This window comes from Streptomyces sp. NPDC005551, assembly GCF_042871785.1.
In the GTDB taxonomy this organism is placed as follows: Bacteria; Actinomycetota; Actinomycetes; order Streptomycetales; family Streptomycetaceae; genus Streptomyces.
Genome location: NZ_JBIAJE010000001.1, coordinates 244,267 through 266,844 on the forward strand (window position 1 = coordinate 244,267; position 22,578 = coordinate 266,844).

Here is a 22,578-nt window from a genome sequence, read left to right on the forward strand (position 1 = left end):
GGGGGAGCGGTGGGTGGAGGGTGGTGGCCGGGGTGGTACCGGAGGCGGGCACGGGCCACACGGTGCACCGTCGCACCGCGGCTCCCGCGCCGGTGATGGGCTGCCGTGCCCGCCTCCGGGCTGAGGGTGCCGGCCGGGCCGGCACCGGCCGGTCATGCCAGGCCGCGGCTGCGCAGCACCCGGCGCTCGAGCGGGCTGAAGACGAGGAGGTCGATCACGATGCCCACGGCCAGGATGAGCAGGATGCCGAGGAACACGCCGGGCATGTCGATGCTCTCGCGCGAGTTCTCCAGGTAGCGCCCCAGTCCGATGCCCAGTTCGGGGGACGAGGCGATCAGCTCGGTCGCCATCAGGGAACGCCAGGAGAAGGCCCAGCCCTGCTTCAGGCCGGCGAGGTACCCGGGCAGGGCGGCGGGCAGCAGGATGAAGCGGGCGCCGCGCAGACCGGTCGCACCGATGGTCCGTCCCGCGCGCAGGTACAGCGGGGGCACCTGGTCGACACCGGAGACGAGCCCGATGGCGATCGAGGGGACCGCGCCCAACAGGATCACCGTGTACATGGCGCCGTCGGTCAGACCGAACCAGATGACCGCCGCGGGCACCCAGGCCACCGACGGCAGGGTCTGCAGCCCGGACAGGACGGGGCGTACGGCTGCCCGGACGAGCGGTACCCGGGCCACGACCAGGCCCAGCGGGGTGCCGATCGCCACGGAGGCCAGGAAGCCCAGCAGGCCGCGTTCCAGACTGGTCCAGATGATGTCGAACAGGGTGCCGCGCAGCCAGAGCGTGCGGAAGCTGTCCGCGATCGCCTGGGGGCTCGGCAGCCGCTCCTCGGACACGAGGCCGCTGACGTGCAGCGACTGCCAGACCGTCAGGACGAGAACGGCGCCGAGCACCGGCGGGGCGAGCTTGCGCCTGAGGAACAGCCCGACCGGGTCCCGCGCCACGGGCTTGGATTCCAGGGAGTCCAGACCGGCCTCCAGACGGGCCAGATCCGCATCGGTGCGGCCGACGTCCGCCTCCGGGCGGGCCTCAGTCTCGGGCATGACGTCGGATCTCCTCGCGCAGTTGGTCGGTGATCTCCACGGACAGTTCGGCCACGGCCGGGTCCTCCAGGCGGCGGGGCTGCGGGAGGTCGATCCGCCATTCGTGGGCGACCCGGCCCGGCCGGCACGACATCAGCAGAATGCGCTGGGCCAGCCGGACCGCCTCGCGGACGTTGTGGGTGACGAAGACGACGGAGATGCCGGCGGACTGCCAGATCCTCGTCAGCTCCTCGTGCAGGACATCGCGGGTGATGGCGTCGAGCGCGGCGAACGGCTCGTCCATGAGCAGCACCTGGGAGTCCTGCGCCAGGGCACGGGCCAGTGCGACGCGCTGCCGCATGCCGCCGGAGAGTTCGTGGACGCGTTTGCCGTACGCGTCCTGCAGCCGGACCAGGCCGAGCAGCTCCTCCGCCCGGGACCGGCGGTCGGCCCGGTTGACGCCCCGCAGTCTGAGGACCAGCTCGATGTTCTTGCCGGCCGTCAGCCAGGGGAACAGCGCGTGTTCCTGGAACATGAGCGCCGGCCGGCCCGCCGGCAGTTCGATGCGTCCCGAGGACGGCTCGTCGAGGCCGGCGACCAGATTGAGCAGGGTGGACTTGCCGCAGCCGGAGGACCCGAGCAGACAGAGGAACTCGCCGGGCATCACGTCGATGTTGATGTCCTGGAGAACTGTCTGAACGCCTCCGGGCCGGCTGAACGTCTTGTGGACACCCGCCACACGCACGGCGGGGGCGGTGGGCGCCGAGACGGCCGTTCCGGGCGCGGCGGCCTGTTCCGTGATCGTTGTCGGATGCACGCGGGTCAACTCCTGGGTGCGGGACGGACGGACAGCGCGGATGACGTCGTCTCTCACGGCACGCCGAGCCCGGCGTCGTCGGCCGGGGGCCGGCCCGCCGCCTTCAGGACCCGGTTGAGCGGGCCGAGGTCGTAGATGCCGCGCAGCACGGGACGGTCCAGCAGACCGGCCTCGGTGGCGTGTTCGGCCTGGGCGCCCAGCGTGGCGGCCAGCGGGTCGTCGGTGAACCTGAGCGAGGACCAGGCCGCCCGGACGACGTCGGAGGGCAGTTCCTTCCCGGTCAGCTCCCGCAGTGCCGCGTTCGTGGCACGCCTGGCCTCCTCGGGCCTGCGGGTGATCCACGCGTTGGCCGCGACCGAGCCGCGGACGACCGCCTCGACCACGTCGGGGTGGTCCGCCAGGAAGCGCTGCGACACCACCAGGTTGGTGATCACGAACCGCCGGTCGGGCCACAACCGCGACTCGTCCAGCAGGACCTTCGCCCCCTGGGCCACCAGCAGGGAGGCGGTCGGCTCGGGAACCCAGGCCCCGTCGATGGAGCCGGACCGGTAGGCGTTCGGCGTCATCTTGGTGTCCGTGCGCACCACCGACACGTCACCGCGGCCCGACACCGGGTCCACGTGCCAGCCCTGCGTGGAGATCCAGTGCAGCAGGGCCACGTCCTGGGTGTTGCCGAGCTGAGGGCTCGCGATGCGCTTGCCCTTCACGTCGGCCGCCGTCCTGATCTTCGCCGGGTCGACCACCAGCTTGACCCCGCCGGACGCGGCCCCCGCGACGATGCGCAGACCCTTGCCGCCGAGCTTGGTGAAGGCGTTGATCGCCGGTGACGGGCCGACCCAGGCGAGGTCGACCGATCCGGAGTTGAGGGCCTCGATGGCGGCGGGCCCCGCCCCGAACGTCGCGGTCGAGAGCTTGGTGCCGCCCAGCTCCTTCTGGATCAGACCCTCACGCACGCCGACCAGCGCGGTGGCGTGCGTGAGGTTGGGGAAGTAGCCGACCCGTACCTCGTCGGCGGAGAGCCGGGTACCTTTCGGCAGCACCTTCGCCGTGTTGTCGACGCGCTGCGAACCGTAGCCGCACGCGCTGAGGGCGCTGAGCGCGAGGAGCGCCAGAGCGGCGCCGAGACGCTGGACCGGCCTCATGCGTCCGGACCCCCCGGGGCCCGCGCGGCGAAGGAGTCGCCGGCCATGCCAGCCGTCAGCGTGGTGCCGTCGGCCGGGTCGATCAGGAGGAAGGAGCCGGTGCGGCGGGAGACGGCGTAGGGGTCGAGGGCGAGCGGCGCGGCCGTCCGGACCCTGATCCGGCCGATGTCGTTGGCCGTCAGCCGGCCGGGAGCGGCCTGCTGGGTGAGCGGATCGAGCGTCACCCGGCTGACGATCTCCTGCACGACGGCGGCCACCGTGCGGGTGGTGTGCTTGAGCAGCACCCGCTGGCCCACGGTCAGCGGCCGGTCGGCGAGGTGGCAGGCCGTGGCCTCGATGTCGCGGGATGCCGCGGGCACGCAGTCGGAGGGCACCAGGAGGTCCCCCCGCGACATGTCGAGGTCGTCGGCGAGCAGCACCGTCACCGACTGCGGCGCCCGGGCCGACTCCACCCGCTGCCCCAGCAGGTCGATGGCGCTGATCACCGAAGTGTGTCCGGAGGGCAGGGTGGTGACCTCCTGGCCGACGCGCAGCGTTCCGGACGAGATCATGCCCGCGTAGCCGCGGTAGTCGGGGTCCTCGGCCGTCTGCGGGCGGATGACGTACTGCACGGGAAGGCGGGCGGGGGCCCCGGCGGGTTCGGAACCCACCTGGACGGTCTCCAGGTGTTCGAGGACCGTGGGCCCGCCGTACCAGTCCATGTTCGCCGACGGGACCACCACGTTGTCACCGTTGAGGGCGGACACGGGGATCGCGGTCACCGCGGGCACTCCCAGCGCCCGGGTGTAGGCGATGAAGTCGTCCGCGATGCCCGCGAAGACGGACTCGGCATGACCGACCAGGTCCATCTTGTTCACGGCGAGCACGACGTGCGGGACGCGGAGCAGCGCGGCCACGGCCGCGTGCCTTCGGGTCTGCTCCAGGACGCCCTGTCGCGCGTCGACCAGGACGATGACCAGCTCGGCCGTGGAGGCCCCGGTGACCATGTTCCGGGTGTACTGCACATGGCCGGGGGTGTCGGCCAGGATGAAACTGCGGCGCGAGGTGGCGAAGTAGCGGTAGGCCACGTCGATGGTGATGCCCTGCTCGCGCTCGGCACGCAGCCCGTCCGTCAGCAGCGCCAGGTCGGGCGCCTCCTGACCCCGGGCGAGGGAGGCACGCTCGACGGCCTCCCACTGGTCGGCTAGCAGCGATTTGGAGTCGTGCAGGATCCTGCCGACCAGAGTGGACTTGCCGTCGTCGACGGAGCCGGCCGTGGCGAAACGCAGCAGGGTGGAGTGATGCTCGGGTCCGGTCGTCATCAGAAGTATCCCTCGCGTTTGCGGTCCTCCATGGAGGCCTCAGACATGCGGTCGTCGGCCCGGGTGGCACCGCGCTCGGTGAGCCGTGAGGCCGAGATCTCCTCGATGACCGCTTCGGGGTCGGCCGCGTGCGAGTCGACGGCTCCCGTGCAGGACATGTCGCCCACGGTGCGGTAGCGCACGGTGCGGATCTCCAGGGGCTCGCCGTCCTTGGGCCCGCCCCAGCCACCGGGGGTCAGCCACATGTTGTCCCGCAGGAAGACCTCGCGCCGGTGCGCGTAGTAGATCGAGGGGACTTCGATGCCGTTGCGGGCGATGTACTGCCACACGTCCAGCTCGGTCCAGTTGGACAGGGGGAAGACCCGGACGTGTTCACCGGGGGAGTGCTTGCCGTTGTAGAGCTGCCACAGCTCGGGGCGCTGACGGCGCGGGTCCCAGCCGCCGAACTCGTCACGCAGGCTGAACACCCGCTCCTTGGCGCGGGCCTTCTCCTCGTCGCGGCGTCCGCCGCCGAAGACCGCGTCGAACCGGTGGGCGCGGATGGCCTCGACCAGCGGCACGGTCTGCAGGGGATTGCGCGTGCCGTCCGGCCGTTCCCTGATCGCCCCGCGGTCGATGTGCTCCTGTACCGACGCGACATGAAGGCGCAGCCCGTGCCGGGCGACCGTGCGGTCACGGTAGTCGAGCACCTCGGGGAAGTTGTGCCCGGTGTCGACGTGCAGCAGTGAGAAGGGCAGCGGCGCGGGAGCGAAGGCCTTCAGCGCCAGGTGGAGCATGACGATGGAGTCCTTGCCGCCCGAGAACAGGATGACGGGCCGTTCGAACTCGCCCGCCACCTCGCGGAAGATGTGCACCGCCTCGGATTCGAGGGCGTCCAGGTGCCGCAGCGGTATGTCTGTCCCGGTCGTCATGTGTGGATCCCGCATTCCGTCTTGGCGCTCCCCGCCCACCGGCCCGCCCGGGCGCTTTCGCCGGGGAGCAGCCGCCGGGTGCAGGGGGCGCAGCCCACCGAGCCGTAGCCGTCCGAGAGCAGGGGGTTGACCAGCACCCCGTGCTCGCTGATGTAGGTGTCCACGTCCTCGCGCGACCACCGCGCGATCGGGGAGATCTTCACCTTCTGCCGTGCCTCGTCCCAGTCGACGACCGGGGTGTTCGCGCGTTCCGGCGAGTCGAGCCGGCGCAGCCCGGTCACCCAGGCGCTGTAGGGGGCGAGCCCCTCCTCGAGCGGCTGGGTCTTGCGCAGCCGGCAGCACAGGTCGGGGTCCCGCCGGTGCAGCTCGGGCCCGTACTCCGCGTCCTGCTCGGCCACCGTCTGCCGGGGGAGCAGGCTGATGACCCTGACGTCGCTGAGCGCCTCGACGGCGTCCCGGGTGCCGAGGGTCTCGGGGAAGTGGTAGCCGGTGTCGAGGAACACGACGTCCACTCCGGGCATCACACGGGCGGCGAGATGGACCACTACGGCGTCCTCCATCGAGGACGTGACGCACAGACGTGGGCCGAAGGTGTCCGCGGCCCAGCGCAGGATGTCCAGCGCCGGGGCCTCTTCCAGCTCCCGCCCGGCCCGGGTGGCGAGTTGCTTGAGTTCGTGCATCCGAAGTCCTCTCGATATCTCTTCGAGTGGGGAGCCGAGAAAGGACAGGAAATGAGCACATGGCACACACCTGATCGCTGAACGGCAGGCGCAGGCTAACCGGGGCGTCATACACGACGCTGACGTCACGCTGACCCGGGAGCGCGCTGCGGGGTTCCTCAGCAGGCCGTCAGCGCACCGTAAGCGGCAGCTGTCACCATCCGCCGCACAAGGAGTGGCGTTTCCGAGGCGGGCGTCACCGTCGGGCGCACGACGGGAAGAGGGAATGAGGGTGGGGGATGAGGCGTGAGGACGGCAAGAGCGTAGGCGCTGCGGAAAAGAACGAGGTGCGTCGGCTGGACCGTGTGGTCATCCGTTTCGCGGGTGATTCGGGTGATGGCATGCAGTTGACGGGTGAACGGTTCACGTCCGAAACGGCGTCGTTCGGGAACGACCTGTCGACGCTGCCGAACTTCCCCGCCGAGATCAGGGCACCTGCCGGGACGCTGCCGGGCGTGTCGTCGTTCCAGCTGCACTTCGCCGACCACGACATCCTGACGCCGGGCGACGCACCGGACGTGCTGGTGGCCATGAATCCCGCCGCGTTGAAGGCGAACATCGCCGATGTGCCGCGCGGGGCGGACATCATCGTGAACACGGACGAGTTCACCAGGCGCCCGATGGCGAAGGTCGGTTATGAGACATCTCCGCTGGAGGACGGATCCCTTCAGGCGTACCACGTGCATCCCGTGCCGCTGACGACACTCACGGTCGAGGCGCTGAATGAGTTCGGGCTTTCCCGTAAAGAAGCCGAACGTGCGAAAAACATGTTCGCGCTCGGGCTGCTTTCGTGGATGTACAACCGTCCTACCGAGGGTACGGAGAAATTCCTCCGGACCAAGTTCGCGAAGAGGCCGGCCGTCGCGGAGGCGAATGTGGCGGCGTTCCGGGCGGGCTGGAATTTCGGTGAGACGACCGAGGACTTCGCGGTCTCCTACCAGGTGGCTCCCGCCACGAGCGCCTTTCCCGCCGGGACCTACCGCAACATCTCGGGGAACCTGGCGCTGTCGTACGGGCTGGTCGCCGCCTCCCGGCAGGCCGAGCTGCCGTTGTACCTGGGCTCGTACCCGATCACTCCCGCCTCGGACATCCTGCACGAGCTGAGCCGGCACAAGAACTTCGGCGTGCGCACCTTCCAGGCCGAGGACGAGATCGCGGGCATCGGCGCGGCGCTGGGGGCGGCCTTCGGCGGCTCCCTCGCGGTGACGACCACCTCCGGTCCCGGTGTGGCGCTGAAGTCGGAGACGATCGGCCTGGCGGTCTCCCTGGAGCTGCCCCTGCTGGTCATCGACATCCAGCGCGGCGGCCCGTCCACGGGTCTGCCGACCAAGACCGAGCAGGCCGACCTGCTCCAGGCGATGTACGGGCGCAACGGCGAGGCCCCGGTCCCCGTCGTCGCCCCCCGTACCCCCGCGGACTGTTTCGACGTGGCGCTGGACGCGGCCCGGATCGCCCTGACCTACCGCACCCCGGTGTTCCTGCTCTCCGACGGGTACCTCGCCAACGGCTCCGAACCCTGGCGCATACCGGACCTCGACGAACTTCCCGTGCTCCGGGTCCCCTTCGCGTCCGGCCCCAACCACCGGCTCGCCGACGGCACCGAGGTCTTCTGGCCCTACAAACGGGACCCCGAGACACTGGCCCGGCCGTGGGCGGTGCCCGGCACGCCCGGTCTGGAGCACCGGATCGGCGGGATCGAGAAGCAGGACGGCTCGGGCAACATCTCCTACGACCCGGCCAACCACGAGTTCATGGTCCGCACCCGGCAGGCCAAGATCGACGGGATCACCGTGCCGGACGTGGTGGTCGACGACCCGGCGGGTGCGGACACGCTGGTGCTGGGCTGGGGCTCGACGTACGGGCCGATCACCGCGGCGGTCCGCCGGCTGCGGGCGGCCGGCGTCCCGATCGCCCAGGCCCACCTGCGTCACCTCAACCCGTTCCCGGCCAATCTCGGCGAGGTACTGGCGCGTTACGGCCGTGTCGTCGTCCCCGAGATGAACCTCGGCCAGCTCGCCACCCTGCTCCGGGCCAGGTACCTCGTCGACGTACGGCGCCACACGCAGGTCGACGGGATGCCCTTCAAGGCCGAGCAGCTCGCCACCGCCCTCAAGGAGGCCATCGATGCCTGACACCGACGAACTCCTCCAGCTGGTCCCCAGGGCCGACGGCCGCCAGTCCATGAAGGACTTCAAGTCCGACCAGGAGGTGCGCTGGTGCCCGGGCTGCGGTGACTACGCGGTCCTGGCGGCCGTCCAGGGCTTCATGCCGGAGCTGGGGCTCGCCAGGGAGAACATCGCGTTCGTCTCCGGTATCGGCTGCTCGTCGCGCTTCCCGTACTACATGAACACGTACGGGATGCACTCGATCCACGGGCGGGCGCCCGCGATCGCGACGGGGCTGGCCACCTCCCGGCGGGACCTGAGCGTGTGGGTGGTGACCGGTGACGGCGACGCGCTGTCCATCGGCGGCAACCACCTCATCCACGCCCTGCGCCGCAACGTCAACCTCAAGATCCTGCTGTTCAACAACCGGATCTATGGGCTCACCAAGGGCCAGTACTCGCCCACCTCCGAGGTCGGCAAGATCACCAAGTCGACCCCGATGGGCTCGCTGGACGCGCCCTTCAACCCGGTGTCGCTGGCGCTCGGCGCCGAGGCCTCCTTCGTCGCCCGGACCGTCGACTCCGACCGCGCACACCTCACGGGCGTCCTCCGGGCCGCCGCCGCCCATCCGGGCACGGCGCTGGTGGAGATCTACCAGAACTGCAACATCTTCAACGACGGCGCCTTCGAGGTCCTCAAGGACAGGGAGAAGGCCCAGGAGGCGGTCATCCGCCTCGAACACGGCCGGCCCATCCGGTTCGGCGCCGACGCCGCGAAGGGCGTGAGACGCGATCCGCTCACCGGCGGACTGGAGGTCGTCACCGTGACCGAGGACAACGAGGCCCGCGTCCTCGTCCACGACGCCCACGACCCGGACCCCACCACCGCGTTCGCGCTCTCCCGGCTCGCCGACCCCGACACCCTCCACCACACCCCCGTCGGCGTCCTGCGCAGCGTGCGACGCCCGGTCTACGACACCCTCATGTCCGACCAGCTCGAAGCGGCCGTCGAGCAGCGCGGCAAGGGCGACCTCGGCGCCCTGCTGGCGGGTGGCGACACCTGGACCGTCGTCGGCTGACGACAGCGGCGCACGCGCACACCCCGAAGCCCGGCCACGGACGTCCGTGGCCGGGCTTAGACGTGCGCCCCGGAAGCGACCGCGCGCTACGGACGCGGAGCGGGCACGGCGCAGAAGGTCCGCCCGTACCACAGCAGCGCCGTACCGGCGGCCGACGCCTGCGGGGCGATACGGGTGTCGCGCAGCGCGCCGAGGAGCAGGTCGTGATCACCGGCGGGCAGGGCCTCCCCGGTCACGCAGCGGAACACGGCCGGAGCGTCGGGAAGGCAGGGAAGGTCCGTGCCCGGCCAGGTGGTGAAACCGCCGCCGGCGAAACGGTCCACCCCGTGCGTGGCGAAGCGCTGCGCCACGGCGCGGTGCTGCTCGCCGAGGACGTTCACCACGAACTCGCCGGAGGACACCAGGGCCCGGTGGCAGCTCGACGACCGGGAGAGACCGACGAGGAGCAGCGGCGGGTCGAGCGAGACCGAGACGACGGAGCTGGCGGTGAACCCCCACCGCCGGCCGTCCTCGTCCACGGTCGTCACGACGGCCAGGGGAGCCGCCAACTGTGCCATCGCGTCGCGGAACCGCTGTGCGTCCACCAGTGGTGCCGTCGACTGGGCCGGGGGAGACGTCATGAGGTGCCTTCCGTCGTCGGCTGAATGCCGGAAGAGGCGGGGAGAAGGGGACGGGGCGGGGCGAGGAAAGACGCCGGCCGCACCACGCTCAGCGGAACCGGTCCGGTGCGAGGAAGTCCAGATCCACCTTGGTGGTGCCGCCCCTGACGATGTCGGCGAGGGCCTCCCCGATCCCGGTGGCGTGCTTGAAGCCGTGGGCGTTGTCGCCGCCCGCCACCACGACGCGGGGGTCGCCGCCCGGCCTGCCGATCACGAACTGCCCGTCCGGGGTACGGGTCAGCATGCACACCGCGACCTTGGCCGGCAGCGGTTCGAGGCCCGGGATCTTCGCGGGCAGCAGACGGGACAGGTCCGCCCAGTCGTCAGGGGTCACCGAGCGGTCGCTGTCGTCCGGGTCGATCGGCTTCGACACCTGTCCCCTCTCCTCCAGGCCGAGCTTGACGTCGAAGCCGCCCTCCGCGCCGTTGCCCCACACCACCCGCCCGTCGTCGAGTTCCCGCATGAAGACCGGGAAGCGGTCCAGGTCGAAAGCCCGGTCGGCCTCGAGCGGCCGGAACCAGGTGATGGGCATGCGCAGCGTCTCCAGCGGCAGCCCCGGCACCAGGGACGAGAGCCAGGACCCCACCGTCACCACGACCTGCCGTACCCGCACGGCCCGTTCGGCGGTACGCAGCAGTACACCGCCCGGCACCTTCTCGATGGCGATGATCCGGGTGTCGGGGTACACCCGCGCTCCCGCTTCCGCGGCGAGGCGGACCGCGGCCTGTACGGCACGCTCGGGGCGGATGATGCCGGCGGACGGCTCCCAGACACCCATGTGATGGTCGGGGACGGCCGTGTGACGCGGGAAGCGGAAAGCCAGGGCGCGTGCCGAGAGGGTGCGGACCTTGATGTCGTGGGTTCGCGAGGCACGCAGGGTGCCGCCCGCGATGTGTCCGTCCTTCGGGCCGATCAGCAGTCCCCCGGTGGGGAAGAACAGCTGCTCACCGGCGCTGTCCTCCAGCTGTGACCACAACTCACGGGAGCGCCGGGCCAGCGGCACGAGCCCGGGGTGTTCCAGGCACGTGATGCGGAACATCCGGGAACCCCCGTGCGAGGAGCCCAGCGAGTGCCCCGGCGTGAACCGGTCGAAGCCGATCGCGTCGACGCCCTCGGCCGCCAGCCTCCACAGCGTCGCCGACCCCCACGCGCCGAGACCGACGACGGCTACCTCCGCGTCCATGCGAGCCATGCCCTGTACTCCCCGTCTGTAGTCCGGTGCTTGTCCGCCACCAGACCACGAACCCCGTGGTGCGCACGTGAGTAGTGGGCACTCACCTGCCCCGGCCGGTGCGGCCACGGGAGCCGCGGACGGGCACGCCGCCGTGGAACCCGCTTCGGAACGCGCGCGTGCCGATTGAGTACCGGGTTACTCAGGTGGATCCCGTCCGGGCCGTGATCACCTCGAAGCCGAGGCGCGGCGTGGGCCGCGACGACGGGTGGAGGTGGGAATGGAGTTCCGCATACTGGGTCCGCCCGAGATCTACGACGAGGTCCGGCAGCGACGCGTCCGGCTGACCAGCCCCAAGCAACGCCTCCTGCTCGGAGCCCTGCTGGTCCGTCAGGGAACTCCGGTGGCGACCAGGGACCTGATCGGCGAGCTGTGGGGGCACCACGCGCCGGACAAGGCCGCCAACGCGCTCCAGGCCCACGTCTCGCGGCTGCGGCAGCAGTTGATCGACATGGAGCCGCCGCGGGCCAGCACTCCCCGGCTCGTCGCGCGCGGATCCGGCTACCTGCTGCTGGCGCGCCCCGAGGAACTCGACAGCGTGCAGTTCAGGTCGAGGGCGGAACGGGGAAGGCGGTACCTGGACTCCGACCCGGGCACCGCGTGCCGGCTGTTGCGCGAGGCGCTGAGCCTCTGGCGCGGTCCGGCCCTGGCCGGCGGTGCCCACGGCCCCGTCTGCGCCGGGCTGGCGGTCCGTCTGGAGGAGGAGCGGCAGCAGGCCCTGGAGGATTTCTACGACGCGGCGTTGCGGGACGGCCGGCACCGCCGGATGATCGGCGAGCTGCAGGAACTGGTCGCGGCCCATCCGGCGCGGGAGCGCTTCCGTGATCTGCTCGTCCTGGCGCTCCAGCGCTCCGGCCGCCGGAACGAGGCGCGGGCCCTGACCGAGGCGCGCCGCGGGCGAGGCCCGGCGCCGGTCCGGCCGGCACCGGTCACGGCCGAGCAGGGCGTCGACCCGAAGGGCGCGGGCGCTGCCGCGCAGAGCCATGAACTCCTGCGGCTGCGCCGCCAGGTCGACCGGTTGACGTCGGAACAGGACAGTCTCCGCTCGGAACTGGCTCGGCTGGTCTCCCTGGTCGAGAGGCGATCCGTCGGCCGAGGGGCCGCCGCCGACGTCTCGGGGGCGGCGCATGCCGGATGAACGCCCGCGGCCGGCCGTCGGGATCCGCCCCGCACGGGAGTCCGGCCAGGGCGGGACGCTTCACCCGGCACACGCCTCTCAGGCCTCGTCGGGGAATGCGGGCATGACCTCCGCGGCGAATATGTCCATTGCCCTCGCGGCCCGGGCGAACGAAAGAGCGCCGGGACTGAACTGCAGGCTCACGGTCAGATCGCTGCCGAACTCCTCGCGCACTCGGGAGATCTGGTCCCGCACTTCGGCGGAATTTCCCGCGAAGACCTTGTTCCCTTCCAGGGAGCGGGCGAAGTCATAATTCCTCGCCTTTTCCAGGAATTTCTCGTACCCGGGGTAGTCGGCGGAACTGGAGCGGGCCAGCGGCGCCACGGCCCCTGCCATGTGCTCGATGTAGGAGCGCTCGTACCGCTCCGCGATGCGCCGCGCCTCGGCCGAGTCGTCGTCGAGGTAGCAGGTGTACTTGATCTGGATGCGGCGTGCCGCGGGATCGTGGCCGGCCTCGTCCCAGGCGGCCCGGTAGTGCTTCAGCATCGAGGAGAGCTGCTCCGGGGTCGTCACCGAGGGCACGATCTGCAGATGGTGACCGGCCGTCCCGGCCGCTTCGCACGACTCACTGCTGGTCGCCGACGCGATGAAGATCGGCGGGTGGGGCTTCTGGTACGGCCGGGGCAGCAGGGTGACCGGCCCGAACCGGTGGAAGCGGCCCTCGAAGACCAGGTCCTCCTCGGTCCACAGGCGCCGGCAGGCCTCCACCCCCTCCTGGAAGCGGGCCCGGCTCTCGTCCATGTCCACCTGGAAGGCCTCGAACTCCGTCGGCAGGAAGCCGCGGCCGAAGCCCACGTCCAGGCGCCCGTGCGAGAGATGGTCCAGCATGGCGAGCTTGCCGGCCAGCTTCACCGGGTGGGTGAACGCGGGGACCACCGCACCCGTGGCGATGCGGATACGGCTGGTCCGGGCCGCCGCGGCGGTGAGCAGGGTGACGGGGTCCGGGCTGTAGCCGCCGTAGCCGGTGAAGTAGTGCTCCACCGTCTGCACGTGCTCGAAGCCGAGCGCCTCGGCGAGCTCGACCAGGCGCAGCGTCTCGTCGTAGTACGCGGTCGCGCTCTTCACCTCGGGATCGATGACGGGGAAGAAGTTCACACCGAATTTCATCTCTGCCGTGCTCCCTGCGCTTATCGGCTCATGGGGTCACACGTAGTATTTCCGGCACTCGAATGCCCGTGTCAAGAGCAGCGGCGCCGGGCTGTCAGCATGTCAATTACTTGTCAGGGTGGGTATCGGGCCGTATACCGTCGCGTGGGGGCAACTTACGATGGGAAATGCCGCGCGGTGAACGGCGGGCAGTGAAAACACTAATCCAGCCGGAGGGGACGTTATGCACGGAACTTACGCTGTTCCGTACGCGAGTCGTGGAAGCATCCTCGGTGCAGCGGAGAAGCGGGCTCTGGAGCAACTCATCGAGTCGGGCGACACGCTGTCCATGGGCTCGTGGCGGGCACGGTTCGAGAAGCGCTTCAGCGAGTACGTGGGAGCCCGGCACGCGCTGACCGTGACCAGCGGCACGGTCGCGCTCGAACTGGCGATCCATCTGCTCGACCTGGCTCCGGGGGACGAGGTCATCGTCACCCCGCAGACCTTCCAGGCGACCGTGCAGCCGTTGCTCGGCCACCAGGCCACGGTGCGCTTCTGCGACGTCGAGCCGGACTCGCTCAACATGGACCCGCGCGAGCTGAAGAACCTCATCACGGACCGCACCCGGGCCATCCTGCTCGTGCACTACGGCGGCTGGCCGGCCGAGATGGACGAGATCCTGATGATGGCACGCGAGCGGGGGATCCTCGTCCTGGAGGACTGCGCCCACGCGCTCGGCTCCCGGTACGACGGGAGGCGCCCCGGCTCCCTGGGGGACATCGGGTGCTTCAGCTTCCACTCCTCGAAGAACATCACCACGCTCGGTGAGGGAGGCATGCTCACCTTCGACCGGGACGACTGGGCGGAGCGAGTGGACCGGCTCCGTTCCAACGAGGTCGACGGGGTGTTCGTGCCGGCGTCCGAACTGTCGATGGAGGAACCGGGGCTGCTGCCCTGGATGAAGTACTCCGAGTCCGTGTACCAGGAGGCCTGCCTGGGAGTGCGCCGGTCGGGCACCAACGCGACGCTGTCGGAGGCGGCCTGCGCCGTCGGCCTGACGCAGATGGACAGGCTGGACGAGCTGGTGGCGCGCCGGCAGTCCATAGCGGCACGGCTCGACGGGGTTGTCGGGCGCCACCCCGGCGCCAGGGTGGGACGCCCCCGGGCGGGACTGGAGCACGCCCACCACCTCTACACCTTCTTCGTCGACGGGCCGCCGGGAATCCGCGAGGCCGTGGTGCGCGGACTCGACGAGCGCGGCGTCGAGGTGCAGTTGCGGTACTTCCCGCTCCACCTGCTGCCCGAGTGGCGGGACCGCGGGCACGGTGTGGGGGAGTGCCCGGTCGCCGAACGCCTCTGGTTCAACGCGCACGTCAACCTGCCGTGCCATCCGGGACTCTCCGAAGCGCAGGTGTCGCACCTGGAGACCGCCCTGGACGAGGCCCTGCAGTCCGCCTACGCCCACGCGCACGCCGACCTGACCTGACCCGCCCCGACGGAAGGAACAGCCGATGCCCCTCATCGACGTCAAACTCTACGAAGGCCGGCTCGACGGCCAGACCGAGACGGAGCTGATCGCCCGTCTGACGGACGCCGTCGTCGAGGTCTTCGGCGAATCGGCCCGTGCGGCGACCTGGGTGGTGCTGCAGGACGTGCCCGCCACCCGCTGGGGCATAGCGGGCAAGCCGGGGACCCCGCCGGTGCGTGCCCGCGACTGACCTCACCCGGACACGGACGAGGGGGACTCCTGCCCAGGAGTCCCCCTCGTCCGTGTCCGGCGGCCGGCTCAGCCGGCCGCCGGGGCGGCCAGCCGCCAGCCGCGCGCGCGGTCGCGCTCCTGCCAGAAGTCCGCGTAACGGCCCGGCTCGCGGATCAGCTCCGCGTGGGTGCCGCGCTGCGCGATGCCCCCGTCGTCGAGCACCAGGATCTGGTCGGCGGCCATGACCGTCTGCAGCCGGTGGGCGATCACGAGGAGCGTACGGTCGGCGGTCAGAGCGGACAAGGCGTCCTGCACGGCCTGCTCGTTCTCGGGATCGAGCGAGGCGGTGGCCTCGTCGAGCAGCACGACCGGAGCGTCCTTGAGGATGGCGCGGGCGATCGAGATGCGCTGGCGCTCGCCCCCGGAGAGAGCGGCCCCGCCCTCTCCGACCTGGGCCTCCCAACCGTCCGGCAGCCGGTGGACGATCTCGTCCACCCGGGCCTTCACGGCCGCGTCGCGCACCTCGGCGTCGGTCGCGTCCGGCCGGCCGACCCTGATGTTCTCCTCGATGGTCCCCTCGAAGAGGTAGACGTCCTGGAAGACCACGGAGATCCGGGACATCAGGTCCTCGGTGGTGAGGTCGCGGACATCGGTGCCGCCCACCCGGACCGTTCCGGAGTCGACGTCCCAGAACCGTGCGATGAGCCGCGTCACGGTGGTCTTCCCCGACCCCGACGGACCGATGAGCGCCGTCATCGTCCGCTCGGACACGGCGAAGGAGACGTCGCTGAGCACCTTCCTGGAGTCGTAGGCGAAGGAGACCCGGTCGAACTCGATCTCCGAAGTCCGCGGCGCCGCGGCCGGTTCGGCCGGCTCGCGGAGCGGCGGCAGGGCGAGCAGTTCCTGCACCCGGCCGAGTGAGGCGCGGGCCTGACGCAGCGCGGTGCCGAGGTTGGCAGCCTCGGTCATGGGCTCCACGAAGCGCGCCGCCAGGACCAGGAGCGCCATCAGCTCGGGCACGGCGAGAGAACCGCCGAGCGCCAGGTAGGTGCCGTACACCAGGATGGTGGTGAAGGCGGCCTGGACCACGAGGGTGAAGGCCGCCAGACCGGGCACGCCCGCCACCATGACCTGGCGCGAGGCGTCGCGCTGGGCGGAGAGAGCGGCGTCCAGCGGCCGGCTGACCACCCGTCCCGACCGGGCGAAGGAACGCAGGACCGGCTGCATCTCGGCGTACTCGATGACCCGGCCGGCCGCTTCGGTCATCGTCCTGTGCCGCAGGTCGTCGGCCTTGACCGTGAGCCCGGTGCTCCACCGGTAGACGAGGACGATCACGGGGACGGTCAGGGTGGCCGCGAGAGCCATCCGCCAGTCGAAGGCGTACATCAGCACGACCACCACGGCGGGCGTCAGCAGCCCGTTGACCAGCGGCCGGATCAGATATCCGGGGACGCGCATGATGGACATGACCGTGCTGGTGGTCAGAGCGCTCAGCTCGCCGGTGCGGCGCGGTCCGAACCAGCCCAGCGGAAGTTGGGAGACATGGTGGCCGATGCGGTGGTGCAGGTCGCGGGAGAGCGAAGCCCCGGCCTCGAAGCCCTTCTTCGCCCCGAGGAAGTAGAGGACGGCCTGCAGGGCGCAGACCGCGCCGAGCGCCCACACCCACGGCCACGCGGAGTCCGGGTCGTCGCCCAGCAGGTTCCGCAGGGCCGGGACCAGCAGCACGAAGGCGACGGCCTGCACCACGGATCCGGCAATCTGGAGGGCGAGCACGGTGCGCAGCAGTCGCCGCTCCTCGGCGCCGACGACGGAGAACAGCTGGCGGATCATCGGACGGCCTCCTGGGCGGCGGGCAGCGGAGAGTCGGAGAAGGCGCCCGGAACGGCGGTCGCGGAGCCCGGCCGCCATCCCTCGGCGCGCTGGTGCGCGGCCCACATGCGGGAGTAGAGGCCCTGACGGGCGAGCAGTTCGGGGTGGGTACCGTGCTCCACGACGGATCCGTCGGCCATCACCACGATCTGGTCGACGTCCTTGACGGTGGCGAGCCGGTGCGCGATGACCAGGAGCGTCTTGCCCTGGGTCAGTTCGGACAGGGCGTCCTGCACCGCGGCCTCGGACTCGGGGTCGGCGTAGGCGGTGGCCTCGTCGAGGACGATGAGGGGCGTGTCGGCGAGCAGGGCGCGGGCGATGGACAGGCGCTGGGCCTCGCCGCCCGAGAGGCGGGCGTCCTCCCCGACCACCGATTCGTATCCGCGGGGCAGCTCCATGATCCGGTCGTGGATCTGGGCGCGCCGGGCGGCGTCCTCGAGTTCTTCCGTGGTCGCCTCCGGCCGGGCCACGGCCAGGTTGGCCCGGATCGTGTCGCGCAGCAGCTGGACCTTCTGGAAGACGAAGGACACGTGCTGGTACAGGTCGTCCGGGGTCAGTTCGCGCAGGTCGGTGCCGCCGATCCGGACGGCCCCCGAGTCCGGGTCCCAGAACCGGGGGAGGAGGGCGGCGACGGTGCTCTTGCCGGCGCCGGACGGGCCGACGACGGCGGTGGTGGTTCCAGGGGCCAGGGTGAGGTCCACCCCGTGCAGCACCTGGTGCTCACCGTCGTAGGAGAAGTCGACGTCCTCGAAGGTGACCGGGCCGGGGCCGGGGGTGCCGGGCAGCTCGGGGACCGGCAGTTCGGGGGTCGTCAGGACCGCCTGCACCCGTCCGGCGGCCGCCGCGGCCGCTCGGACCTCCTCCTCCGCGTAGCTGATGGTCAGCAGGGGAGTGGTGATGCCGACGCCGAGCAGGGCGAAGGGCAGGACGTCGACGGCGGCCATCGAGCCGTTCGTCACGAACAGGGTGCCGCCCGCCATGACGGTGAGGAGCATGACGGCCGGGGAGAGCACGATCTCCGACAGGGCGCGGGGCACGACCAGCGAACCGACCCAGGAGCGGAAGAAGTCCGCGAACCGGTCGGCGGCCTCGGTGAACCTGCGGTGAGCCCTGCGGGCCTGGCCGAAGGTCTTGACGACGGCGATGCCGTGGACGAACTCGACCGCCGCGCCGTTGATCGCGCCCATGGCCGCGTCGAGCGCCGGCAGGTTCGCCTTGAAGGCGTTGCCGGTACGGCCGAACAGTGCGAGGCCGAGGACCATGGGGATCATGGTGACCAGGGCCAGCCGCCACTGGACCGTGAAGAGGTAGACGAGGGTGGCGACCGGGACGATGACCGCGGAGGTCAGCTCCTGCATGGAGTGCGCGACGAGGTGGTGCATCGCGTTCACGTCGTCCTGCACGGTCTTCTTCACGGACGCCGAGTTGCGCTCGGAGAACCATCCCAGCGGCACCCTGCCGAGCCGCTCCACCAGCCGGCGCCGGATCGTGTACTGCAGATCGTTCTCGGCGAAGTGGCTGATCGTGTTGGCGGCCAGCAGCAGGAGCATGCGGACGAGGAGGGCGGCGGCACCGAACGCCGTGATGGTCCAGGCCCGGTCGTCGTCGGCCGGCCCGGGAGCCATCAGCTCCTGCCCCAGCTCCACCACCGCGATGAAGGGGACGATGCTGAGCAGGGAGGCGAGGCCCTGGCAGACGAGCGCCAGAATCAGCCGCCCCCGGATGGGGTGCAGTAACGACCCGAGCGCGGGGGGTTCTGGTTCCGCGGTCATCGTCATCCTCCGTTTCACGAGGAGCCGTGTCGGGCTCCGTGCGGCATAGACCCTGATCGGCCTTCTTACCCACTGGGTAATAGATAGCGTCACTATACGTTGCGGGGTCCGGCCCGGGTCAAGCGGCAGCCCTCGTCCGAACCCCCGGCGTCAGCTGTTCGTCAGCTGTTCCCCTGTCGGTCGGTCGCCGCGGGAAGGTCCATTACAGTTCCTGGTATGACCGGAACAACCGCTCCCAGAGCGCGCTCGGGAAAGGCGGCGGACCGGCCGCCGGTGACGGCGAAGAAGATCATCGAAGTCGCTGTGCGCCTCACCGCGGAGGACGGGCTCGACACCTGGTCCACGCGGCAGCTCGCCGCCGAGCTCAACGTGTGGCCCCGGGTCATCTACCACCACGTGGGTGACCGGGAGGCCGTCGCCGACGCCGTCGCCGACCACGTCGTCGGCCAGGTGCCGCTGCCCGAAGCCGGGCTGCCCTGGCGCGACTGGTTCGAGGCCCTCCTCATCGGCGGACGTCAGGTGCTCCTGAACTTCCCGGGGGTGGCCCGCCGGCTGGTCCGCACCGGACCGACGATGCCCTCCGCGCTGAACCTCATGGACCAGGGCGTGCTCGTGCTCCAGCGCGCCGGCTTCGGCGACGGGGCGACGGCGGCCTACCGGTATCTCACCAACAGCGCCTTCATGCTCGTCGCCGTGGAGGACGACCGTGCCGAGCACCTGCCGGACGCACGGGCCCGGCTGGCCGGCATCCTCTCCGCCCACCGGGGCGACGCCGAACATCCCGGCCTCGCGGTGGTGGGCGAAGCCGTCGTCGAGCGGGGGGCCGACGACCCCGAAGCCATCAAGGCGCTGGAGACCGAGTTCTACGCCTACACGGTCGAGCGCGCGCTGGACGGCATCGCGGTGATGCTGAAGCAGGGCGCCACCGCCCCCGCCTCGCTGTAACACCCACGCCCCGCTGTCACACCCTCCGCGTGCCGCGAACACCTGGCGCGTGCCGCGAGGACCTGGCGCGTGCCGCGAGGACCTGGCGCGTGCCGCGAGGACCTGGCGCGTGCCGCGTGCCGCTGCCGCGGCCCTGTGCGTGATGTCCTGCCCCGCCGTCCGACCCGTGCGCAGCCCCGCGTCCCGCGTCCCGCGCCCCCGCCCCAGCGCCGTCCCGTCCCGCACCGCCGGGGGACGTGCGGAGTCGGCGCAGGACGTGCGCGGCGGCGCGGAAGGGGACGGGCGGAGGAGCGGAACGCGCCGCGACGGCGCGGGGCGTGGCGCGACGGTGGGGGGACGGCCGTCGCGCGGGGCCGCTGAGGCGGGTCAGTAGTACAGCAGGGCCCGGTCCCAGTCCTCGTCGGGGCCGAACAGTCCGCGCGGCTTGAGGACGTCGGGGTCCGAGGTGAGCGCCGACAGGGGCACCAGGGAGCCGGGCGGAGCGGCCGTCACCTCGCACGGCACGCCCAGCTTCTCGCGGATGGCCGCCGTCAGCCCGTCCGCCGCCGCTCCGCAGCGCCCTTCGGCGGCCTCCAGCTCCACGCGCAGCACCTCCCGCTCGGCCCTGGCGCGCCAGAAGACGACCTCGTCACGGGCCGGCAGCGTGAAGACCAGTTCCTCCAGCCGGTGCTGGTCCACCGTGCCGTCGCCCACCCGGTGGGCGAAACCGGAGCGCCCGAAGACCTGCACCACGGGCAGCCGCCAGTCGCACGCGCAGTCGGACCACGAGATGCGCACGTCGTCGTCGAGGTTGTAGCGCAGCAGGGGCATGGCCTCGCGGTGCAGGGGGGTCACCACCAGACGGCCGCGGCCCTCCTCGGCGAGGGCCCCGGTGGCCGGGTCCATCACCTCGAACAGGGCCCGGTCCGCCCACAGGTGCAGCTGCCCTTCGGGGCACTGGCCGGCCAGCGTGCCCGTCTCGGTGGAGCCGTACTCCTCCACGACGGGCACGTTCCAGATCTCGCTGATGCGGGCGCGGCGGGCGGGACTGAGCGGTTCGCCTCCGACGAACAGCGCCCGCAGGGCGGGGAAGTCCTTCTCCGGCGCCAGCCCGGCGGCCCGTGCGGCGGCCGCCCACAGCAGTGTCTCGGTCGGGTTGGACCAGGTCAGGGTGACCTCCAGGTCGTGCAGGACCCGGATGACGCGCGCCGCGGGCGTGGCCGCCGAACGGCTGTCCCCCGGCACGACCGTCGCGCCGCGGGAACGTGCCGCCGCGTGCGCGAGGTGCCCCGTGATCATCAGGGCGTAGGGAGTACGCACCAGGAAGGTGTCCGCGGCCTCGATGCCCACCCACTTGCGCGCGTACCGCTCGGCCAGGTCGGCCCAGTCGTCCTCGGTGTAGTACGAAGCCGTCGGCCGGCCCGAGGTGCCGCTGGACTCGTGGTAGGTCGCCAGCCGGTCCCTGCCCACGGCCAGCAGGCCGTACGGATAGGCCTCGCGCAGATCGTCCTTGGTGGTGGGCTCCAGCGTGAAGAAGTCGTCCGCGGTGACGGGCGCCGTCCGGCCGGCGTGCCGCGCCCGGTAGAAGGGGGAGCGTCCGGCGCGCGCGAGGAGCGGCTCCAGCAGACCGCGCTGCAGCGCCCGCAGCTCGTCGCGGCTCTTCCAGTCGCCTATCTCGGGCCGTTGTCCAACCACAGGTCTCGTCTCCTCCGGATCGCCCTGCGGCCGTACGCGGACCGCGGCCGCCGTGCGCCAGCACAGCACCGGGGGACGACGGCTGCCTGAGTACCCACCACTCAGCCCGGGCGGCGGACCGCCGACGGGACGGGGCACACCGACGGCGGTCGCGGGCGGGACGGGCCCCGAACGTGAGTGACGCCTACTCACGAAGCCCCTCCGCTGCCGTGTTGGGCTGGTCCGCGGTCCGACGAGAGCCGACACGGGTACACCAGAGACGAAAGAGGCCGAGGGTGAAGGTCGAGAACATCCATCTGGCAGGAGTGGGGACGTACGTCCCGGAGCTGGTTCCCACCGAGCGGGCGGTCAAGGCCGGCTGGTACGACGCCGACGAGTGCGAGGCGTCCGGCATCGAGTCCATCGCGGTGGAGGACTCCGTCTCCGCACCGGACATGGCCATCCGGGCGGCGAAGACGGCTCTGGAGCGCTCGGGGCACGCCCCCGACGACTTCGCGGCGCTGTTCCACAGCAACACCTACCACCAGGGCCCCGACGGCTGGTCCTCCCCGCACTACGTGCTGCTGAACACGCTCGACCGGCCGGTCCCCGCCCTGGAGCTGCGGCAGGGCTGCCTCGGCATGCTGGCCTCGCTGGAGGCCGCCGCCTGCCGGCTGACGGCCTGCCCCGACAAGGACGCCGTACTGCTCACGACCGGCGACAACTTCTCCACCCCGATGGTCGACCGCTGGACCGCGTCCAAGCTCTTCCTCTTCGCCGACGCCGGTTCCTCCCTGGTGGTGTCGCGGCGATCCGGCTTCGCCCGGGTGCTCTCGGTCGGGTCGCTGTCCGACTCGCGGATGGAAGCCCTGCACCGCGGCGGCGAGAAGCTGCTGCCGCCCAGCATCACGGAGGGCATCCCGCTCGACTTCGACTCCCGCATCCAGTACTGGCGCAAGCAGTGGGCGAACGGGGTGAAGCCCCCCGTGGGCCACTTCGGTGACCAGGTCGCCGCCGTCGCCGAACGCACCCTGAAGGAAGCCGGGCTGACCATCGATCAGATCAAGCGGTTCTGCCACGTCGGCTTCAACCTCGACCCGCTCCAGGCCATGTTCCTGGAGCCGCTCGGCATCGAGCCGGAGCAGGGCATCTGGGAGACGAGCCGGCGCATCGGCCACACCGGTGTCAGCGACTTCGTCATCGGCCTCGAGCGGCTCTGGCTCTCCGGCGAGGTCGTGCCCGGGGACCACGTCCTTCTCATCGGTGCGGCCACCGGCATGGAGGCAGGGTGTGCCGTCCTGGAGATCACCGAGGCGCCCGGCGCGGAGCTGACGGCCGGGTGACGGCCTCCCCGCACCGATCCGCCTGACCGACCGACGAACACAGCAC

At 71.3% G+C, this 22,578-nt stretch carries 19 protein-coding genes; 7 read left to right on the forward strand and 12 right to left on the reverse strand.

Annotated features, from left to right (window positions below; genetic code table 11):
• Positions 1 to 152: 152 nt before the first annotated feature.
• The 6 genes from ACFYP4_RS00955 to ACFYP4_RS00980 are packed head-to-tail and all read right to left on the reverse strand — an operon-like array spanning position 153 to position 5,876.
• Entirely contained in the window at positions 153 to 1,046 is an 894-nt protein-coding gene (locus ACFYP4_RS00955) for an ABC transporter permease (protein WP_358852488.1), read from the reverse strand.
• Positions 1,033 to 1,842, reverse strand: a complete 810-nt coding sequence (locus ACFYP4_RS00960) for an ABC transporter ATP-binding protein (RefSeq protein ID WP_358852487.1) — start codon at positions 1,840 to 1,842, stop codon at positions 1,033 to 1,035. The genes ACFYP4_RS00955 and ACFYP4_RS00960 overlap by 14 nt, the downstream gene beginning before the upstream one ends.
• Before the next feature lie 53 nt (positions 1,843 to 1,895).
• Entirely contained in the window at positions 1,896 to 2,984 is a 1,089-nt protein-coding gene (locus ACFYP4_RS00965; protein WP_358852486.1) for an aliphatic sulfonate ABC transporter substrate-binding protein, read from the reverse strand.
• The gene (locus tag ACFYP4_RS00970; RefSeq protein ID WP_358852485.1) at positions 2,981 to 4,285 is read right to left on the reverse strand and encodes a GTP-binding protein; all 1,305 of its coding nucleotides are present in this window, start codon (positions 4,283 to 4,285) and stop codon (positions 2,981 to 2,983) included. The genes ACFYP4_RS00965 and ACFYP4_RS00970 overlap by 4 nt, the downstream gene beginning before the upstream one ends.
• Positions 4,285 to 5,196 (reverse strand): sulfate adenylyltransferase subunit CysD, encoded by a 912-nt coding sequence (cysD, locus tag ACFYP4_RS00975; RefSeq protein ID WP_358852484.1) that lies wholly within the window; start codon positions 5,194 to 5,196, stop codon positions 4,285 to 4,287. The genes ACFYP4_RS00970 and cysD overlap by 1 nt, the downstream gene beginning before the upstream one ends.
• On the reverse strand, positions 5,193 to 5,876 hold the full coding sequence (locus ACFYP4_RS00980) for a phosphoadenylyl-sulfate reductase (RefSeq protein ID WP_358852483.1): 684 nt from the start codon (positions 5,874 to 5,876) through the stop codon (positions 5,193 to 5,195). The genes cysD and ACFYP4_RS00980 overlap by 4 nt, the downstream gene beginning before the upstream one ends.
• Before the next feature lie 278 nt (positions 5,877 to 6,154).
• On the opposite strand from ACFYP4_RS00980, the gene ACFYP4_RS00985 reads away from it, so the two are divergent.
• Together ACFYP4_RS00985 and ACFYP4_RS00990 are read left to right on the forward strand one after the other, a co-directional pair.
• Positions 6,155 to 8,047, forward strand: coding sequence for a 2-oxoacid:acceptor oxidoreductase subunit alpha (locus ACFYP4_RS00985; protein WP_358852482.1), 1,893 nt, complete (start codon positions 6,155 to 6,157; stop codon positions 8,045 to 8,047).
• The gene (locus ACFYP4_RS00990) at positions 8,040 to 9,098 is read left to right on the forward strand and encodes a 2-oxoacid:ferredoxin oxidoreductase subunit beta (protein WP_358852481.1); all 1,059 of its coding nucleotides are present in this window, start codon (positions 8,040 to 8,042) and stop codon (positions 9,096 to 9,098) included. The genes ACFYP4_RS00985 and ACFYP4_RS00990 overlap by 8 nt, the downstream gene beginning before the upstream one ends.
• An 86-nt stretch (positions 9,099 to 9,184) precedes the next feature.
• On the opposite strand, the gene ACFYP4_RS00995 is transcribed toward ACFYP4_RS00990, so the two are convergent.
• Together ACFYP4_RS00995 and solA are read right to left on the reverse strand one after the other, a co-directional pair.
• The gene (locus ACFYP4_RS00995) at positions 9,185 to 9,718 is read right to left on the reverse strand and encodes a flavin reductase family protein (protein WP_358850480.1); all 534 of its coding nucleotides are present in this window, start codon (positions 9,716 to 9,718) and stop codon (positions 9,185 to 9,187) included.
• 88 nt (positions 9,719 to 9,806) lie between these two features.
• The gene (solA, locus tag ACFYP4_RS01000) at positions 9,807 to 10,949 is read right to left on the reverse strand and encodes an N-methyl-L-tryptophan oxidase (protein ID WP_388781487.1); all 1,143 of its coding nucleotides are present in this window, start codon (positions 10,947 to 10,949) and stop codon (positions 9,807 to 9,809) included.
• A gap of 259 nt (positions 10,950 to 11,208) precedes the next feature.
• Between solA and ACFYP4_RS01005 the strand changes: the two genes are divergently transcribed.
• Entirely contained in the window at positions 11,209 to 12,126 is a 918-nt protein-coding gene (locus tag ACFYP4_RS01005) for a BTAD domain-containing putative transcriptional regulator (protein ID WP_388781490.1), read from the forward strand.
• Between the two features lie 78 nt (positions 12,127 to 12,204).
• Here the strand turns inward: ACFYP4_RS01005 and ACFYP4_RS01010 are convergent, their stop codons facing one another.
• Entirely contained in the window at positions 12,205 to 13,272 is a 1,068-nt protein-coding gene (locus ACFYP4_RS01010; RefSeq protein ID WP_358850477.1) for an LLM class flavin-dependent oxidoreductase, read from the reverse strand.
• A 223-nt stretch (positions 13,273 to 13,495) separates the two neighbouring features.
• On the opposite strand from ACFYP4_RS01010, the gene ACFYP4_RS01015 reads away from it, so the two are divergent.
• Together ACFYP4_RS01015 and ACFYP4_RS01020 are read left to right on the forward strand one after the other, a co-directional pair.
• Entirely contained in the window at positions 13,496 to 14,737 is a 1,242-nt protein-coding gene (locus tag ACFYP4_RS01015; RefSeq protein ID WP_358850476.1) for a DegT/DnrJ/EryC1/StrS family aminotransferase, read from the forward strand.
• 25 nt (positions 14,738 to 14,762) lie between these two features.
• The gene (locus ACFYP4_RS01020; RefSeq protein WP_358850475.1) at positions 14,763 to 14,969 is read left to right on the forward strand and encodes a 4-oxalocrotonate tautomerase family protein; all 207 of its coding nucleotides are present in this window, start codon (positions 14,763 to 14,765) and stop codon (positions 14,967 to 14,969) included.
• 68 nt (positions 14,970 to 15,037) lie between these two features.
• On the opposite strand, the gene ACFYP4_RS01025 is transcribed toward ACFYP4_RS01020, so the two are convergent.
• The gene (locus ACFYP4_RS01025; protein ID WP_388781495.1) at positions 15,038 to 16,780 is read right to left on the reverse strand and encodes an ABC transporter ATP-binding protein; all 1,743 of its coding nucleotides are present in this window, start codon (positions 16,778 to 16,780) and stop codon (positions 15,038 to 15,040) included.
• Positions 16,777 to 18,591 (reverse strand): ABC transporter ATP-binding protein, encoded by a 1,815-nt coding sequence (locus tag ACFYP4_RS01030; protein WP_358850473.1) that lies wholly within the window; start codon positions 18,589 to 18,591, stop codon positions 16,777 to 16,779. Before ACFYP4_RS01030 ends, ACFYP4_RS01025 begins: the two co-directional genes overlap by 4 nt.
• A 216-nt stretch (positions 18,592 to 18,807) precedes the next feature.
• Between ACFYP4_RS01030 and ACFYP4_RS01035 the strand changes: the two genes are divergently transcribed.
• A complete protein-coding gene (locus tag ACFYP4_RS01035) occupies positions 18,808 to 19,536 on the forward strand; it encodes a TetR/AcrR family transcriptional regulator (protein ID WP_358850472.1) in 729 nt (242 codons plus the stop codon).
• A gap of 366 nt (positions 19,537 to 19,902) precedes the next feature.
• Here ACFYP4_RS01035 and ACFYP4_RS01040 read toward each other — a convergent pair whose 3' ends face one another.
• On the reverse strand, positions 19,903 to 21,210 hold the full coding sequence (locus tag ACFYP4_RS01040; RefSeq protein ID WP_358850471.1) for an AMP-binding protein: 1,308 nt from the start codon (positions 21,208 to 21,210) through the stop codon (positions 19,903 to 19,905).
• A 275-nt stretch (positions 21,211 to 21,485) separates the two neighbouring features.
• On the opposite strand from ACFYP4_RS01040, the gene ACFYP4_RS01045 reads away from it, so the two are divergent.
• On the forward strand, positions 21,486 to 22,532 hold the full coding sequence (locus tag ACFYP4_RS01045; protein WP_388781500.1) for a ketoacyl-ACP synthase III family protein: 1,047 nt from the start codon (positions 21,486 to 21,488) through the stop codon (positions 22,530 to 22,532).
• Positions 22,533 to 22,578: the final 46 nt, after the last annotated feature.

Excerpts from the sequence above, each read along its gene's own strand:
- ACFYP4_RS00990 (WP_358852481.1), top strand. The coding sequence starts at position 8,040 with ATGCCTGACACCGACGAACTCCTCCAGCTGGTCCCCAGGGCCGACGGC.
- ACFYP4_RS00955 (WP_358852488.1), bottom strand. The coding sequence starts at position 1,046 with ATGCCCGAGACTGAGGCCCGCCCGGAGGCGGACGTCGGCCGCACCGAT.
- ACFYP4_RS01015 (WP_358850476.1), top strand. The coding sequence starts at position 13,496 with ATGCACGGAACTTACGCTGTTCCGTACGCGAGTCGTGGAAGCATCCTC.
- ACFYP4_RS00985 (WP_358852482.1), top strand. The coding sequence starts at position 6,155 with ATGAGGCGTGAGGACGGCAAGAGCGTAGGCGCTGCGGAAAAGAACGAG.
- ACFYP4_RS01025 (WP_388781495.1), bottom strand. The coding sequence starts at position 16,780 with ATGATCCGCCAGCTGTTCTCCGTCGTCGGCGCCGAGGAGCGGCGACTG.
- ACFYP4_RS00970 (WP_358852485.1), bottom strand. The coding sequence starts at position 4,285 with ATGACGACCGGACCCGAGCATCACTCCACCCTGCTGCGTTTCGCCACG.
- ACFYP4_RS01020 (WP_358850475.1), top strand. The coding sequence starts at position 14,763 with ATGCCCCTCATCGACGTCAAACTCTACGAAGGCCGGCTCGACGGCCAG.
- ACFYP4_RS01010 (WP_358850477.1), bottom strand. The coding sequence starts at position 13,272 with ATGAAATTCGGTGTGAACTTCTTCCCCGTCATCGATCCCGAGGTGAAG.
- ACFYP4_RS01005 (WP_388781490.1), top strand. The coding sequence starts at position 11,209 with ATGGAGTTCCGCATACTGGGTCCGCCCGAGATCTACGACGAGGTCCGG.
- ACFYP4_RS01030 (WP_358850473.1), bottom strand. The coding sequence starts at position 18,591 with ATGACCGCGGAACCAGAACCCCCCGCGCTCGGGTCGTTACTGCACCCC.
- ACFYP4_RS00965 (WP_358852486.1), bottom strand. The coding sequence starts at position 2,984 with ATGAGGCCGGTCCAGCGTCTCGGCGCCGCTCTGGCGCTCCTCGCGCTC.
- ACFYP4_RS01035 (WP_358850472.1), top strand. The coding sequence starts at position 18,808 with ATGACCGGAACAACCGCTCCCAGAGCGCGCTCGGGAAAGGCGGCGGAC.
- cysD (WP_358852484.1), bottom strand. The coding sequence starts at position 5,196 with ATGACGACCGGGACAGACATACCGCTGCGGCACCTGGACGCCCTCGAA.
- ACFYP4_RS00995 (WP_358850480.1), bottom strand. The coding sequence starts at position 9,718 with ATGACGTCTCCCCCGGCCCAGTCGACGGCACCACTGGTGGACGCACAG.
- solA (WP_388781487.1), bottom strand. The coding sequence starts at position 10,949 with ATGGCTCGCATGGACGCGGAGGTAGCCGTCGTCGGTCTCGGCGCGTGG.
- ACFYP4_RS00980 (WP_358852483.1), bottom strand. The coding sequence starts at position 5,876 with ATGCACGAACTCAAGCAACTCGCCACCCGGGCCGGGCGGGAGCTGGAA.